The sequence below is a fragment of the Tsukamurella tyrosinosolvens genome (genome assembly GCF_900104775.1).
Taxonomy (GTDB): domain Bacteria; phylum Actinomycetota; class Actinomycetes; order Mycobacteriales; family Mycobacteriaceae; genus Tsukamurella; species Tsukamurella tyrosinosolvens.
Genome location: NZ_FNSA01000003.1, coordinates 3311215 through 3325998 on the forward strand (window position 1 = coordinate 3311215; position 14784 = coordinate 3325998).

Annotated in this window: 12 protein-coding genes; 5 read left to right on the forward strand and 7 right to left on the reverse strand. The window is 72.7% G+C overall.

Annotation, left to right across the window (positions count from 1 at the left end; translation table 11 throughout):
* Positions 1 to 31: 31 nt before the first annotated feature.
* The 3 genes from BLW32_RS18415 to BLW32_RS18425 form a co-directional block, all read right to left on the reverse strand.
* Positions 32 to 397 (reverse strand): YciI family protein, encoded by a 366-nt coding sequence (locus BLW32_RS18415; protein ID WP_068520888.1) that lies wholly within the window; start codon positions 395 to 397, stop codon positions 32 to 34.
* A 79-nt stretch (positions 398 to 476) separates the two neighbouring features.
* A complete protein-coding gene (locus BLW32_RS18420; protein WP_068739099.1) occupies positions 477 to 3233 on the reverse strand; it encodes a helix-turn-helix transcriptional regulator in 2757 nt (918 codons plus the stop codon).
* A gap of 40 nt (positions 3234 to 3273) precedes the next feature.
* Positions 3274 to 3729, reverse strand: a complete 456-nt coding sequence (locus BLW32_RS18425; RefSeq protein WP_068739101.1) for a nitroreductase/quinone reductase family protein — start codon at positions 3727 to 3729, stop codon at positions 3274 to 3276.
* Between the two features lie 109 nt (positions 3730 to 3838).
* Here BLW32_RS18425 and BLW32_RS18430 point away from each other — a divergent pair, with 109 nt between their 5' ends.
* Both BLW32_RS18430 and BLW32_RS18435 read left to right on the forward strand, forming a co-directional pair.
* On the forward strand, positions 3839 to 4507 hold the full coding sequence (locus tag BLW32_RS18430) for a TetR/AcrR family transcriptional regulator (RefSeq protein WP_068739103.1): 669 nt from the start codon (positions 3839 to 3841) through the stop codon (positions 4505 to 4507).
* Positions 4504 to 4824 (forward strand): hypothetical protein, encoded by a 321-nt coding sequence (locus tag BLW32_RS18435; RefSeq protein ID WP_068739105.1) that lies wholly within the window; start codon positions 4504 to 4506, stop codon positions 4822 to 4824. Before BLW32_RS18430 ends, BLW32_RS18435 begins: the two co-directional genes overlap by 4 nt.
* 3 nt (positions 4825 to 4827) lie before the next feature.
* On the opposite strand, the gene aroB is transcribed toward BLW32_RS18435, so the two are convergent.
* From aroB to aroC, 3 genes are read right to left on the reverse strand one after another with little or no spacing between them, the layout of a single operon-like run.
* Positions 4828 to 5940, reverse strand: a complete 1113-nt coding sequence (gene aroB, locus BLW32_RS18440) for a 3-dehydroquinate synthase (RefSeq protein ID WP_068520897.1) — start codon at positions 5938 to 5940, stop codon at positions 4828 to 4830.
* Between the two features lie 3 nt (positions 5941 to 5943).
* Entirely contained in the window at positions 5944 to 6561 is a 618-nt protein-coding gene (locus tag BLW32_RS18445; RefSeq protein ID WP_068739107.1) for a shikimate kinase, read from the reverse strand.
* Positions 6561 to 7766 carry a chorismate synthase gene (gene aroC / locus BLW32_RS18450; RefSeq protein ID WP_082791180.1) on the reverse strand — a complete coding sequence of 402 codons (1206 nt, stop codon included), beginning with the start codon at positions 7764 to 7766 and terminating at the stop codon, positions 6561 to 6563. The genes BLW32_RS18445 and aroC overlap by 1 nt, the downstream gene beginning before the upstream one ends.
* An 80-nt stretch (positions 7767 to 7846) precedes the next feature.
* Between aroC and BLW32_RS18455 the strand changes: the two genes are divergently transcribed.
* From BLW32_RS18455 to BLW32_RS18465, 3 genes are all read left to right on the forward strand, one after another.
* Positions 7847 to 8098, forward strand: a complete 252-nt coding sequence (locus BLW32_RS18455; protein WP_068739677.1) for a hypothetical protein — start codon at positions 7847 to 7849, stop codon at positions 8096 to 8098.
* Between the two features lie 128 nt (positions 8099 to 8226).
* The gene (locus BLW32_RS18460) at positions 8227 to 9741 is read left to right on the forward strand and encodes a MutS-related protein (RefSeq protein WP_068739109.1); all 1515 of its coding nucleotides are present in this window, start codon (positions 8227 to 8229) and stop codon (positions 9739 to 9741) included.
* Positions 9738 to 11222 carry a MutS-related protein gene (locus tag BLW32_RS18465; RefSeq protein ID WP_068739111.1) on the forward strand — a complete coding sequence of 495 codons (1485 nt, stop codon included), beginning with the start codon at positions 9738 to 9740 and terminating at the stop codon, positions 11220 to 11222. Before BLW32_RS18460 ends, BLW32_RS18465 begins: the two co-directional genes overlap by 4 nt.
* Positions 11223 to 11229: 7 nt before the next feature.
* On the opposite strand, the gene dnaE is transcribed toward BLW32_RS18465, so the two are convergent.
* Complete coding sequence (gene dnaE, locus BLW32_RS18470) at positions 11230 to 14784, reverse strand: DNA polymerase III subunit alpha (RefSeq protein WP_068739113.1); 3555 nt, start codon at positions 14782 to 14784, stop codon at positions 11230 to 11232.

The window sequence follows — 14784 nt, forward strand, 5'->3', positions numbered from 1 at the left end:
GAATGTACCGGCGGACGGGCGCCGGCACCGGTCACGCCGGGGCCTCCTGCAGGGCACGGACCTCCACCCGGCTGCGGAGGGCTCGGGAGGCCTTCTTGGTCCACTCGATCGCGTCGTCCTCGTTGTCGGCCTCGATCACCCAGAAGCCGCCGAGGTACTCGGGCGCCTCCACGAAGGGGCCCGGAGTGAACACCGGGGCGTCGCCGGACGCGTCGACGGTCGTCGCGGTCGACGGCGGATGCAGGCCGCCGGCGAAGACGAACGCCCCGGTCGACTGGAGCTCGGTGTTGAACGCCTCGACCTCGGCGATGAGGGCCTCCAGTTCGGCGGGGTCGATGTCCGCCATGGTCGTCTCCGCGGCGGAGTCGTGCGGAAGGCTGAGGAAGTACTGGGTCATGATCGCTCCTTGGTCGCGGTGTCCGGTGCGGGCGGTTCCGCCCTACGAAGAACGCTACGAGCGGGCGCCGCGCCGCGGATCAGTCACGATGACCGGGTTCCGGGTGCGGACCGACGGGGCCGTGCTCCTGCGCGACGATCCCGGCCAGGTCGCCGCGCGCGGCGACGCCGAGCTTGGGGTACGCGTTGTACAGGTGGTAGCCCACCGTGCGGGGGCTGAGGAAGAGCTGCGCCGCGATCTCCTTGTTGGTGCCGCCCGCGGCGGCGAGCCGCACCACCTGCAGCTCCTGCGGCGTGAGCCGGTTGAGGGGGCCGGCGCTGCGCCGCCCCGCCCCGGAGTCGCCCAGGGCCGCCAGCTCGGTGCGGGCACGTTCCGCCCAGAGCACGGCACCGATGTCCTCGAACCCGGCGAGCGCGGCGCCGAGCTGCGCCCGCGCCTCGGTCCGGCGCCGCCGGCGGCGCAGCCACTCCCCGTGGGCCAGCCGGGTGCGGGCCACGTCGTATCCGCCGGCCGCGTCCTCGTGCAGCCGCAGCGCGCCGAGGTAGAGGTCCTCGGCCTCGTCGTCGGGGGCGAGCAGGGCGCGGCAGCGGAGCGCGAGGCCGTCGGTCACGGGCCGGCCGACGGCCCCGGCCCACGCCGCGAACTCGCCGAGCGGCGCGGCCGCCCGCTCCGGCGCTCCGACGCGCACGGCCGCTTCCACCAGATCGGGGACGGCCCGCAGCAGGACGTCGCGCCGGGCCGGGCCGGTGCACACCGACTCCAGCGCGATCAGCGCGTCCGCGTACCGCGCCGCGGCGAGGTCGAGCACGCCGATCCCCCACGTTCCGATGTCGGCGTCGACGCGGTGCCGGCTCCGCGCCTCGGGCAGGACCCGTTCGGCGAGGGCTCGGCAGGCCTCCTGCTCCCCCGCGACCGCGAGCAGCCACACCTCGAGCGAGCGGTGCGCGAGCCACTCCGTGCGGTTCCCCAGCTCCTCGCTCACCGCGGCGCCCTCCGCGACGCAGGCACGCGCATCGGCGAACTCCCCGCGGAGCAGCCTGGCGACGGCCTGGACACCGAGGCAGTACGGGATCCAGCCCAGGGCGCCCTCCGCGCGTGCCGCATCGAGCATCGCCTCGACGACGGGCACGACCTCGTCCTCCCGCGCGGTGAGCAGACCGGTGATCGCCGCAGTGATGGCGTGGGTCAGCGGGCCGCCGCCGTCCGTCCCGGGCGGGCGCATGCGGGCGACGGCGAGTCCCGGGCGACCGTCGGCGAGCTCGGCCCAGCCCAGGAGCGCATCCACCACGCCACGCCACTCCTCGGGCGGGATGAAGTCGCGCAGCACCGCGGCGACCTCCTGGAGCAGGTCGCCCGCTGCGCCGTGCCGGGCGGCGTGCCCGGCTTCGTACAGGGCGAGCGCGGTGCGGAGCGGATCGTCGTCGAGCGTCGACCGCGCCGCCGCGAGGGTGAGCTCGGCGTCCGCGCGCGGGGACTCCCGTTCGTAGGCGACGGCGCCGAGGACGTACGTCGCGTCCGCGCGCACTCCGGCGTCGCCGCTCAGCGAGAGGGCCTCGGAGGCGAGTCGCTGCGCGCGGTCGGGGCGTCCGCCGTCGTAGGCGGCCTGCGCCGCCAGCGCGACCCGCGCCGCTCTGCGCTCGCCGTCCTCGCTGAGCCGTGCCGCGCGGTCGTAGGCGATCGACACGGCCATGGCGCCGCCGCGGTGGCGGGCGCGCTCCGCGACGCCGTCGAGCTCGGCGGCGACCGTTTCGGCCGGAGTCGGCGTCGCGGCGGCGAGGTGCCAGGCCCTCCGGTCCGCGTCACCCGCCGTCACCCGCGCGTAGGCGCGATGCACAGCGAGGCGCTGGGGCAGCGGCTCGCCGCGGTAGGCGGCGGACCGGACCAGCGGGTGCCGGAAGTCGATCCGCTCGGAGATCCGGACCAGGCCCGCCGCTTCCGCCGGCGCGAGGTCGGCGATCGCGCCGCCGAGGTCCTCGATCACCCGCACGATCGTGCCCAGCGGGGCCGCGGAGTCCGCCGCGGCCACGAGCAGCGCCCGGCGCGCGGGTTCGGGGAGGGCCGCGATCTGCCCGCGGAAGGCGTCTTGCACGCGCAGCGGCGCCGCCAGCGCGCCCACCGGGCCGACGGTGTCCGACGGTGCGCCGTCGGCCGACCGCGGCACGGCCCCGAGCTCGATGAGCGCGAGCGGATTGCCCGCCGATTCCTCGAGGACGCGGGCCCGCAGCAGATCGTCGATCCCCGGCGCGTGGGCGTCCAGCACGCGGGCGGACTCGCGGGCGTCGAGGCCGTGCAGCGGGATCGTGTCCACGCCCGGGGTCGCGAACGGCATCGACGTCTCGCGCACGGCGAACAGCAGCGCGACGGGGTCGGCGGCGAACCGGCGCGCGGCGAAGAGCAGCGCCTCGGCCGAGCCGCGGTCGAGCCACTGCAGGTCGTCGACGACGACCAGAAGCGGTGCCTCGTCGGACAGATCGGCGAGCAGTGCCAGTGCTCCCGCCGACACGAGGAAGCGGTTGGGCGCTTCGCCCTCGGCGAGCCCGAACGCCGTGCGCAGGGCGGCTGCCTGCGGCGCGGGGAGCGCGTCGAGTCGCGACAGGTGCGGCCGCAGCAGCTGGTGCAGGCCGCCGTGCGCCAGTTCGGCGTCGGACTCGATGCCGGCGCCGCGGATCACCCGCATGCCCGTCGCCTCCGCCCGCTGCGCGGCGTGCTCGAGGAGCGCGGACTTACCGATGCCGGGTTCGCCGCGGACGACGAGGGCGCCGCCGCGGTCGGCGCGCGCGCCGGCGAGCAACCGGTCGATCCGCGCGCTCTCGCCGTCCCTGCCCACCAGCGCCACGCGGCCACCCTATCGGGGCCGGCGGGCGGCGCGGGGCCGGTCAGGCGCGGTGGATCGCGAACACCGGGTAGCGGACCGCGGCGGCCGCGAGCTCGTCGTCGGTGCTGTCGGCGGAGAGGCCGGGGAAGAAGGCGCCCACCTCCCAGGCCCACTTGCGCAGGTAGGCGCGCAGCACGGGCACCTTGGCGGCCGGGTCCGTGATCTCGGTGGCGGTGAACGGCACGGCGGCGCGCCCGAGCCGGAGCTCCCCCGCGCCCGCGGCGCGCATGTTCCGCACCCACTGGGTGACGCCGCGGGCCGCGACGAGATGCTCGGCACCGTCGACGACGAGGACGTTGACGGGGACCGTGCGCCACTCCCCGGAGGTGCGCCCGCGGACCGCGAGCTCCCTGCTGCCGTAGAGGGAGATCCCGCGTCGCGCGAGCCAGGCGACGGCGTTGTTGAACGCGGTCGCGGTGCGGCCGGGCCGGACGTGGTCGGCGGCGGGTGCGGTCATGAGATCCTCCAAGTGTGAGCAGTGCTCTCGTTTCAATCCCATGCTCCGCTGGCGTCGCGCCATTGTCAAGAGCGGTGCTCTCTTTTCGGATCAGTGCAATGATCAAGGGGTGAACGCCTCCCTCACCGCGCGCGAGCGCGCCCGCGCCGAGCTCACCGCCGAGATCACCCGCAGCGCGCGGGACCAGCTCCGCGAAGTCGGCGCCGCCGCGCTGTCGCTCCGCGCCGTCGCCCGGGACCTGGGACTGGCCTCGTCGGCGGTGTACCGCTACTTCCCCAGCCGGGACGCGCTGCTCACGGCGCTGATCACGGACGCGTACACGGCCCTCGGCGACGCGGTCGAGGCGGCGGACGCGGCGGCCGATGGCCCGCGGGAACGCTGGCTCGCGGCGGGTCACGCGGTGCGGACCTGGGCGCGGGCGCACCCGCACGAGTACACGCTGCTGTACGGCTCGCCCGTGCCCGGGTACCACGCGCCCGCGGAGACGACGGCCGCCGCGATCCGCACCTCCGGCACCTTCGCCCGCATCGCGACGTGCGGGCACGCGGGCGCCCCGGCACCGTCGGGCGGGCTCGACGCGCAGATGCGGGCCGCGGCCGAGGTCGTGGCCCCCGACGCCGAGCCGGGGCAGCTCGCGCTGGGCGTGCTCGCCTGGACCCAGCTCTTCGGCGCCGTGAGTTTCGAGCTGTTCGGCCAGTACGCGAACACCTTCGAGCCCGCGGACGCGCTCTTCGACTACACCCTCGAGCGCACCGCCGATCTGCTCGGGCTGTCATGACGACGGGACGCGATCACCGGGCGACGCGGGTCGCGCTGGGCGTGCTCGCGTACATCGCGTGGACGGCCCTGTGCGGCTGGGTCGCCTGGTGGGGCGTCTGGACCGCGGTCGACACGACGTGCATCAGCGGCGCGCGGGGCGACCTCGCGGGCGTCGCGGCGATCGGGTTCGCCGGCGTCGCCTGGGCCGCGCCGCTCGCGGCGTGGGCCGTGCGGCGCGGGAACGCGTGGGCCGGTCTCGCGGCGGCGCTGATAGCCGGCGCCGGGGTGTGGCTGGCCGTCAGCACCTACCTCGAGCCCGGAAGGCTCTGCTGGTAGCGGTCAGAGCAGGACGGCGCCCGTGGGCTGCGTGCCCTCCTTGGCGACGGCGGAGTACGCGGCGACCAGCAGCGACGGGTCCGGGGCCTCGAGCCGGCCGGGGCGGGCCAGGCCGTCGAGCACGACGAACCGCAGCATGCCCGCACGGTTCTTCTTGTCCTTGCCCATGTACTCGAGGAGCTGCCCGAACGCGTCGGCGTCGTAGCTCGTGGGCAGGCCGACGGATTCGAGGACCCGGCGGTGCCGGTCGGCGGTCTCGTCGTCGAGGCGGCCGGCGAGGCGGCCGAGCTCGGCGGCGTAGATCAGGCCGACGGAGACGGCGGCGCCGTGGCGCCAGCGGTAGCGCTCGCGACGCTCCAGCGCGTGGGCCAAGGTGTGGCCGTAGTTGAGAATCTCGCGCAGCGAGGACTCCTTGAGGTCGGCGGAGACGACCTTCGCCTTGACCTCGATGGAGCGGCGGACCAGCTCGGGCAGCACGTCGCCCGTGGGGTCGAGCGCGGCCTGCGGGTCCTTCTCGATGAGCTCGAGGATCACCGGGTCGGCGATGAAGCCGGTCTTGATGACCTCGGCCATGCCCGCCACGATCTCGTTGCGCGGCACCGTCTCCAGCGTCACCAGGTCGACGATCACCGAGCGCGGCTCGTGGAAGGAGCCGACCAGGTTCTTGCCGGCGTCGGTGTTGATGCCGGTCTTGCCGCCGACGGCCGCGTCGACCATGGCGAGCAGCGTCGTCGGGATGTGCACGACGGGCACGCCGCGCATCCAGGTGGCGGCCACGAAACCGGTGACGTCGGTCGCGGCGCCGCCGCCGAGGCTGTAGATCACGTCCTGGCGGCTCAGTCCGATGCGGCCGAGCACCTCCCAGCAGAAACCGGCGACTTGGAGGTCCTTGCCGGCCTCGGCGTCCGGCAGCTCGATGCGATGCGCGTCGATCCCCTTGTCCGCCAAGGCCTGCCGCAGCGCCTCGGCGGTCTCGGCGAGGGTCGGCTGGTAGAAGATCGCGGCCTTCGTCGCCTCACCGGCGGCCGCGACGGTCTCGTCGAGCAGCCCACGGCCGATCACCACGTCGTAGGGGCTGCCCGCGTCGACGCGGACCTTCACCGGGTTCTCGCTCATCTACTACTCCGATCGATTCTTGGCGGACGTGCGGAGGACGGCGGGCAGCTTCGGCCAGGGGCCGCGGCGCTCCCGCCCGGGTGCGGTGTCCTTGAGGCGCCGCTGCACCTGCCGGACGACGGACGACGGCGCGCGCCCCACGGTGGAGACGCGGATCGTCGCGAGTTCACGGTAGATCGGCGTGCGCCGCGCCATGAGCGCGCGGTACGCCGCGGCGGGGTCGTCGCCCTTCAGGAGCGGGCGGTTCGACGCGGCCGGGTTCACCGTGCGGCGGATCCCCTCCTCCTCGGTCAGTTCGAGGTAGACGACCTGGTGCCGCCGCAGCAGGCTGCGGGTCGTCTCGGAGAGCACCGCACCGCCGCCGAGGGAGACGACGCCGGGATGGTGCGCGACCACGTCGGCGACGACGTGCTCCTCGATGGCCCGGAAGGCGGGCTCGCCGTCGCCGGCGAAGATCTGCGGGATGGAGCGGCCCTCGCGGCGCTCGATCTCCTCGTCGACGTCGAGGAACTCCACGCGCAGGGCGCGCGCGAGCCGACGGCCGATGGTCGTCTTCCCCGCCCCGGGCGGGCCGATCAGGATCGCCGCGGGCCCCGGCTCGCGGCCGGGCGCGGTGCCCATCAGATCGCCTCGGGCGTCACCCGCTGCAACCGCGCCGCCACCTGCTCGGAGTACCGCTCGATGTTGCTGCGGGTCTCGGCGAGGCTGTCGCCGCCGAACTTCTCGAGTGCCGCCTGCGCGACGACGAGCGCCACCATGGCCTCGGCCACGACGCCGGCGGCGGGCACGGCGCAGACGTCGCTGCGCTGGTGGATCGCCACGGCCTCGGTGCCGGTCTGCATGTCGATGGTGCGCAGCGCGCGCGGGACCGTGGAGATCGGCTTCATGGCCGCGCGCACGCGCAGCTCCTCACCGTTGGTCATCCCGCCCTCGACGCCGCCCGCGCGGTTGGTCGAGCGGAGCACGCCGCCCTTGTCGGGCAGCATCTCGTCGTGCGCGGCGCTGCCGCGGCGGCGGGCGGTCTCGAAGCCGTCGCCGACCTCGACGCCCTTGATCGCCTGGATGCCCATGAGCGCCGCGGCCAGCCGCGCGTCGAGGCGGCTGTCGCCGGAGGCGACGGAACCGATGCCGACGGGCAGGCCCGTGACCACGACCTCGACGACGCCGCCCAGAGTGTCGCCGTCCTTCTTGGCGGCCTCGATCTCGGCGATCATCGACCGCTCGGCGGCCTCGTCGAAGGCGCGCACGGGCGAGGCGTCGATCCGGTCGAGGTCGGTACCCGACGGGGTCGGGCCGACGTAGGGCTCGGACGCCCCGATGGAGATGACGTGGCTGACCACCTCGGCGCCGAAGGCCTGGCGCAGGAAGTTCCGGGCGACGGTGCCGGCGGCGACGCGCGCGGCCGTCTCGCGGGCGCTCGCGCGCTCCAGCACGGGCCGGGCGTCCTCGAAGCCGTACTTGAGCATCCCCGAGTAGTCGGCGTGGCCGGGCCGCGGCCGGGTGAGGGGCGCGTTGCGGGCCATGCCGTCGAGCAGCTCCTGGTCGACCGGGTCGGCCGACATGACCTGCTCCCACTTCGGCCACTCGGTGTTCCCGATCTCGATGGCGACGGGGCCCGCCTGGGTACGGCCGTGCCGGACGCCACCGAGGATGGTGACCTTGTCGGCCTCGAACTTCATGCGCGCACCACGGCCGTAGCCGAGGCGTCGCCGCGCCAACTGGGCGGCGATGTCCGACGACGTGACCTCGACGCCCGCGACCATGCCCTCCACGAGGGCCACGAGGGCGGGGCCGTGCGATTCTCCTGCGGTGATCCAGCGCAACACGCGTCCCATCATCCCAGATCGACCCGCCGGACCGTGAGTTCGGGTGGCCGAAATCTCGGTCACAGGGTACGGTGAACACCATGACCACCGTCGCCGCATCCTCGACTTCCGACCGCCGTGCCGCAGCGCAGCGGTCCACCGTCGACGTTTTCGGTGTCGCGTGGCCCCGCTACAAGGCGGAAGCGCTGGTCGCCGCGCTGCTCGTCCTGGCCCTCGGCGCCGTGCTCACCCTGGCCACCGGCGCCGCCTCCTTCGCGCCCGCCGTTCTCGCCGCAACCGGCGCTGGCGTCGCCGTGTGGTGGGCTGCCCGCACTCTGCACGCGCGCGGCTAGCCGACCGCGAGACTCTTGCTCCCGCGTTCATCGCGGACGTACGGTCGAAGAACCGGCGAACCTCGTGAGGCGCCGCCGCCACACCCGCCGGTCAGCCCGTGACACACGGACGAGAGCGGAGGTGCGTCGTGGATCCCCCTTCCCTCCTGGGCACGCCCGTCGCCGACGCTCCTGCGGGCGACCCCGACCACTTCGCCGACCTGGGGCTGGACCGCGTCGTCGGCGAGGTCACGGCGCACGACCCCGAGACCGCTCCCCTCTTCCGCGCGCCGGCCCCGTCGGTGGCGGCCGCACGGTACCGGCAGGAGTTCTGCCGAGCCCTGCGGCAGGACACGGACCTCGCCACCGGACTGCGGCGGTTCGGCGCGACGATGGCGTCGATGCGCGAGGCCCGGGCGAACGCCGAGCGGCTGCGCCTGCGCCCCGAGCGGGACGCCTGGTACCTCGACGGCGCGCGCCGCTACCTGGCCGCCGTCGCCGGGCTGCGGGCCGCGCTCGCCGACGCCACGGACCCGCCCGCGGCGGTGCGCGACCTGCGCGCCCACCTCGATGCGCTGACCGAATCGCCCGAGCACCGAGCACTGGCGGACGACGCGGCGGAGGCCGCGGCACTCATGGACGCGGTCGAGTACACCGTGCGGATCAAGAAGTCCGACGTGCGCGTCGGGCGCTACCACGGCGAGCCGGACTACGGTGCGGAGGTCGCCGCCGTCTTCGACCGGTTCCGGGTCGACGGGGCCGCCCGCCGGGCGGAGGACGTTCCCGTGCGGCCCGGGCTCGACGGTGTCGAGGCGGCGATCCTCACCGACGTCACGGCCCTGTTCCCCGACACCTTCCGCGCCCTCGCCCGGTTCCGGGAGCGGCACGCCGGCGCCGGCGACCCGGTCGTGGCCCGCGCTGATCTCGAGATCCGCTGGTACCTGGCCTACCTGGACTTCGTCGCCCGACTGGAGGCGACGGGTGTGCCGTTCACGCTCCCGGTGATCGTCGACGAACCGGTCCTCGACGCGCACGGCACCGTCGACCTCGCAATGGCGTCGGAGCTGGTTCACCGCGGGGAGCACGTCGTGGGCAACGATCTCCGGCTCGGCGCCGACGAGCGCGTGCTGGTGGTGACGGGCCCCAACCACGGTGGCAAGACCGCGCTCGCCCGGGCCTTCGGCCAGATCCACCAGCTGGCGGCGCTCGGCCTCCCCGTTCCGGGGACCGCCGTGGAGATCGGGCTCTTCGACGCGCTGTTCACGCAGTTCGAGCGCCCCGAGTCCGTCGATGACCGGCGCGGCAGACTGGAGGCCGACATCGTCGGCATGCGCGAGATCCTGACCGCGGCAACGGGACACAGCGTCGTGGTGATGAACGAGACCTTCGCGTCCACGTCCCTGGAGGACGGCGCCCGCCTCGGTTCCGCCGTCGTCCGCAGGCTGGTGGACAGGGGCGTGCGGTGCGTCTACGTCACCTTCGTCGACGAGATCGCCCTGCTCGGCGACGGCGTCGTGAGCATGACCGCCGACGTCCCCGGTGCGCCGTCCGCCCGCACGTTCCGGGTGCGCCGGGGTCGTCCGCAGGGCCTCGCCCACGCCGCCGCGCTCGCCCGCCGCCACGGCCTCGACGCCGAGACCCTGCGCCGCAGGATCGCGTCATGAGGACGCGCCTGCTGTACCGCGACCGGGACCTGCGCGACGCCTCGGCCGCTCCCCCACGAACCGAGGAGCTGCGCCGGAACCTGGGGCTGGACCGGCTGCTCCCGACGATGGCGGCCGGGGACGACGCGCTGTACCGCGTCGCGGAGGCGGTACTGCTCGGCGACGTCGCCTCCGCCGACGACATCCGCTACCGCCACGAGGTCCTGCGGGACTGCCTCGCCCACCCCGGCGCGGTCGACGACCTGCGGCGGATCGCGGCGCGGGCGGTCGAGCGGGAGCGGCACAACTACTTCGGACTGTTCACGCGCGCCACGCCCGACAAGGTCCTCTACCGGTCGCTCGACGTGCTGGACATGTTCCTCGAGGCCTTCACCGAGCTGCGGGCGGCCTGCGACCGGTGGCGCGGCGGCTTCTCCTCGGCCGGCTTCGACACGTTCTTCTCGTGCATCGCCACGGACCTCGACGACGCCTACCTGGCGACGGTGCGGGAGCACCTCGAGGGGCTCCGGTTCGCGAAGGGCGAGCTGATCAGCGTGCGGCTGGGCGCCGGAGCGCACGGGACGGACCACGTTCTGCGGCACCCGGACCGCACGGGGTGGCGACGGCTGCGCGGGCGCGACGGGGCGATCGACCTGGACGTCGACGACCCGGCCGCCGCGGAGGCCCTGACGGTGCTGGCGGGCCGCGGCATCCGGACCGCGGCGGACGCCGTCGCGCAGGCGGCGGAGCACGTCGCCGCGTACTTCCGGACCATCGCCGACGAGCTGGGCTTCTACCGCGCCGTCATGAACCTCCTCGCCGCGCTCGACGAACGCGGCGCCCCGTGGTGCCTCCCGGAGCCGACCGAGCGCGGCCTGACGTGTCGGGGCCTCTACCTCCCCGCGCTCGCCCTGGAGTCGCGGGACCCCTTGGTCGGCAACGACATCGACACCGAGGAAGCCTCGGTCACGATGATCACCGGCGCGAACCACGGCGGGAAGACCACGCTGCTGCGCAGTATCGGCACCGCCCAGCTCATGCTGCGCTGCGGCATGCCGGTACCCGCGCGGGCGTACCGCGGCCCTGTCCACCCGCAGGTGTTCACGCACTTCGGCGGCGAGGAGCGCGACGGCGGCGACACCGCGGGCCGGTTGGAGGAGGAGCTGGGCCGGATGAGCGCCATCGCCGACGTGATCCGCCCCGGAGCACTGCTGCTGTGCAACGAGTCGCTGGCGTCGACGAACGAGCGCGAGGGTGCGGCGCTGGCGCGGCAGATCGTCGAGACCGTGCGGAACTGCGGGATCACGGTCGTCTACGTGACCCACATGTACGAGCTCGCGCGCGGACTCGCCGACGCCGACGATCCGCGGCACGCCTTCCTCCGCGCCGAACGCCTCGATTCCGGCGACCGCACCTTCCGGGTGCTGCCCGGCCGGCCCCTGTCGACCAGCCACGGCGAGGACCTGTTCGAGCGCATCTTCGGCGCCGAGGCCGGCGTCTGAGCCGGGCTCAGGCGAGGCAGTTGGGGCCCAGCAGCGCCTTCAGGTCGCCCATGAGCGACGACGACGGGTTCACCCGAAGGGTGTCGTCGAGCCGCAGCGTGGTGGCCTTGTCGCCGCTGACGAGCTTGACGTGCACGTCGGAGACGCCGGGGTGGCGCTGCAGCACCTGCTTGAGCGCGGAGACCTTGTCCTGCGTGCACACCCGCGTCTGCATGGTGAGCGACAGCGGCTTCGCGACGCCGATCTGGGACAGATCGATGGGCGCGATGTCGTTCGCGATCAGGGTGACCTTGTCGTCGCGGAAGTTCACGCGCGCCTTGATGAGCACCACCGCGTCCTCCACGACCTCGGCCCCGTACGCGGCGTAGGCCTGCGGGAAGAAGAAGACCTCGATGCCACCGGACAGATCCTCGATCTGCGCGGATGCGAAGGGGGCGCCGTTCTTGTTCACGCGCCGGTTCACCGACTGCAGGATGCCGCCGACGGTCACCTGGGTGCCGTCCTTGACGTCGCCCTCGACGATGGCCGGGATGGGGGTGTCGGTCTGCGCCGCGATGACGTGCTCGACGCCGTCGAGCGGGTGCGCGGAGACGTACAGGCCCAGCATCTCGCGCTCGAGGGCGAGCTTGTGCTTGCCGTCCCACTCCTCGTCGGGGACCTTGATGGTGAAGACGTCGTCGATCGGGCCGGCGGCACCGTCCTCCTCGCCCATCGACCCGAAGAGGTCGAACTGGCCCACGGCCTCTGCCTTCTTCGTCGACAGCACCGACTCGATGGCATCGGCGTGCACGAGGAGCAGGCCCTTGCGGGGGTGCTCGAGCGAATCGAAACCGCCCGCCTTGATGAGGGATTCGGTGACCTTCTTGGAGCAGGCCGCGACCTCGATCTTGGCGAGGTAGTCGGAGAACGAGGTGAAGTTCCCCTTCTCCTTGCGGGTGTTCACGATGGACGCGACCACGCCCTCGCCGACGTTGCGGACCGAGCCCATGCCGAAGCGGATGTCCTCACCGACCGAGGTGAAGGCGTGGAAGGACTCGTTGACGTCCGGCGGGAGCACGGTGATGCCGAGGCGGCGGCAGTCGCCCAGGTAGATGGCGGCCTTGTCCTTGTCGTCACCGACGGAGGTGAGCAGCGCGGCCATGTACTCGGCCGGGTAGTTCGCCTTGAGGTACGCCGTCCAGTAGGAGACCAGGCCGTACGCGGCGGCGTGCGACTTGTTGAACGCGTAACCGGCGAAGGGCAGCACCGTCTCCCACAGTGCGGTGATAGCCGCCTGCGAGAAGCCGTTGTCGAGCATGCCCTGCTGGAAGCCGCCGTAGGCCTCGTCCAGGACTTCCTTCTTCTTCTTACCCATCGCGCGGCGCAGGATGTCGGCCTGGCCGAGGCTGTACCCGGCGACCTTCTGCGCGATGTGCATGATCTGCTCCTGGTACACGATCAGGCCGAACGTGTCCGCGAGGATCTCCTTGAGCGGCTCCTCGAGCTCCGGGTGGATCGGCTTGACCTGTTGCCGGCCGTTCTTGCGATCCGCGTAGTCGTTGTGCGCGTTCATGCCCATCGGGCCGGGGCGGTACAGCGCGCCGACCGCCACGATGTCCTCGAACTTGGTGGGCTGCATACGGCGCAGCAGATCGCGCATGGGGCCGCCGTCGAGCTGGAAGACGCCGAGCGTGTTGCCCCGCTGCAGCAGCTGGTACGTGGTCTCGTCGTCGAGCGGCAGCTCGTCCATGTTCAGGTCGATGCCGCGGTTGTGCTTGATGTTGTCCAGCGCGTCACCGATGACGGTGAGGTTGCGCAGGCCCAGGAAGTCCATCTTCAGCAGGCCGATGGCCTCGCACGACGGGTAGTCCCAACCGGTGATGATCGCGCCGTCCTGCGCGCGCTTCCACACGGGGATCGCGTCCGTGAGCGGGTCACAGGACATGATCACCGCACAGGCGTGCACGCCGGCGTTGCGGATCAGGCCCTCGAGCCCGAGCGCCATGTCGTAGATCTTGGAGACGTCCGGGTCCGTCTCGATCAGCTGCCGGACCTCGACGGCCTCCTTGTACCGCTCGTGCGAGGGGTCCGTGATGCCCTTGACCGAGATGTCCTTGGCCATGATGGGCGGCGGGAGCGCCTTGGTGATGCGGTCGGCGATCGAGTACCCCGGCTGGCCGTAGATGACGCGGGCCGAGTCCTTGATCGCGGCCTTCGTCTTGATGGTGCCGAACGTGATGACCTGGGCCACCTTGTCCGAGCCCCACTTCTCCGAGGCGTACGTGATCATCTCGCCGCGGCGACGATCATCGAAGTCGATATCGATATCGGGCATCGACACGCGCTCGGGGTTGAGGAACCGCTCGAACAGCAGGCCGTGCGGGATCGGGTCGATGTTGGTAATGCCGAGCGCCCACGCGACGAGCGAGCCGGCCGCGGAACCACGCCCGGGGCCGACGCGGATGCCGACCTCGTGCGCGTGCGCGATGAGGTCACCGACGACGAGGAAGTACGCCGGGAAGCCCATCTCGTTGATGACCGACAGCTCGTACTTGGCGCGCTCGACGTAGTCGGCCGGCGGACCGTCGGGGAAACGGCGGTCCAGGCCGTCCATGACCTCGGACTCGAGGAAGGACTCCTGCGTGTGGTGCTCCGGGACGGGGAACCGCGGCATGCGGTCCTTGTGCTCCCAGACCTCCTTGTAGGACTGGACCCGCTCCCCGATCTCCACGGTCGAATCGCACGCCCCGGGGACCTGCGAGTCCCACAACTGGCGCATCTCATCGGCGGACTTGAGGTAGTAGCCGTCACCGTCGAACTGGAACCGGGTCGGATCCGACAGGGTCTTACCGGTCTGGATGCACAGCAGCGCTCCGTGCGACTCCGCCTTGTCCTTGGTGACGTAGTGGCAGTCGTTGGTGGCCAGGGGCTTGATCCCCAGCTTGCGGCCGATGTCGAGAAGGCCCTCGCGGACGCGGCGCTCGATGTCGATGCCGTGGTCCATCAACTCCAGGTAGAAGTTGTCCTTGCCGAAGATCTCCTGCCACTTCGCCGCGGCCTCGAGGGCCTCCTGGTCGTGGCCCAGGCGCAGCCGGGTCTGCACCTCGCCCGACGGGCAGCCCGTGGTGGCGATGATGCCCTCGGCGTGCTCGGCGATGAGCTCCGCGTCCATGCGGGACCACTTGCCCAACTGCCCCTCGATCGAGGCCAGCGAGCTCAGCTTGAACAGGTTCCGCAGGCCGGTCGCGTTCTCGGCGACCATCGTCATGTGGGTGTACGCGCCCGAGCCCGAGACGTCGTCACTCTTCTGCGACGGGTCGCCCCAGCGCACACGCTTGGTGGAGAACCGGGACTCCGGCGCGATGTACGCCTCGATACCGATGATCGGCTTGATGTCGTACTTCACCGCGGTGTTGTAGAAGTCCGAGGCGCCGAACATGTTGCCGTGGTCGGACATGCCCACCGCGGTCATGCCGAGGCGCTTGGCCTCCGCGAACAGCGGATCGACCTTGGCCGCACCGTCGAGCATCGAGTACTCGGTGTGGTTGTGCAGATGGACGAACGAGCCGGCGGCGGACGTCAT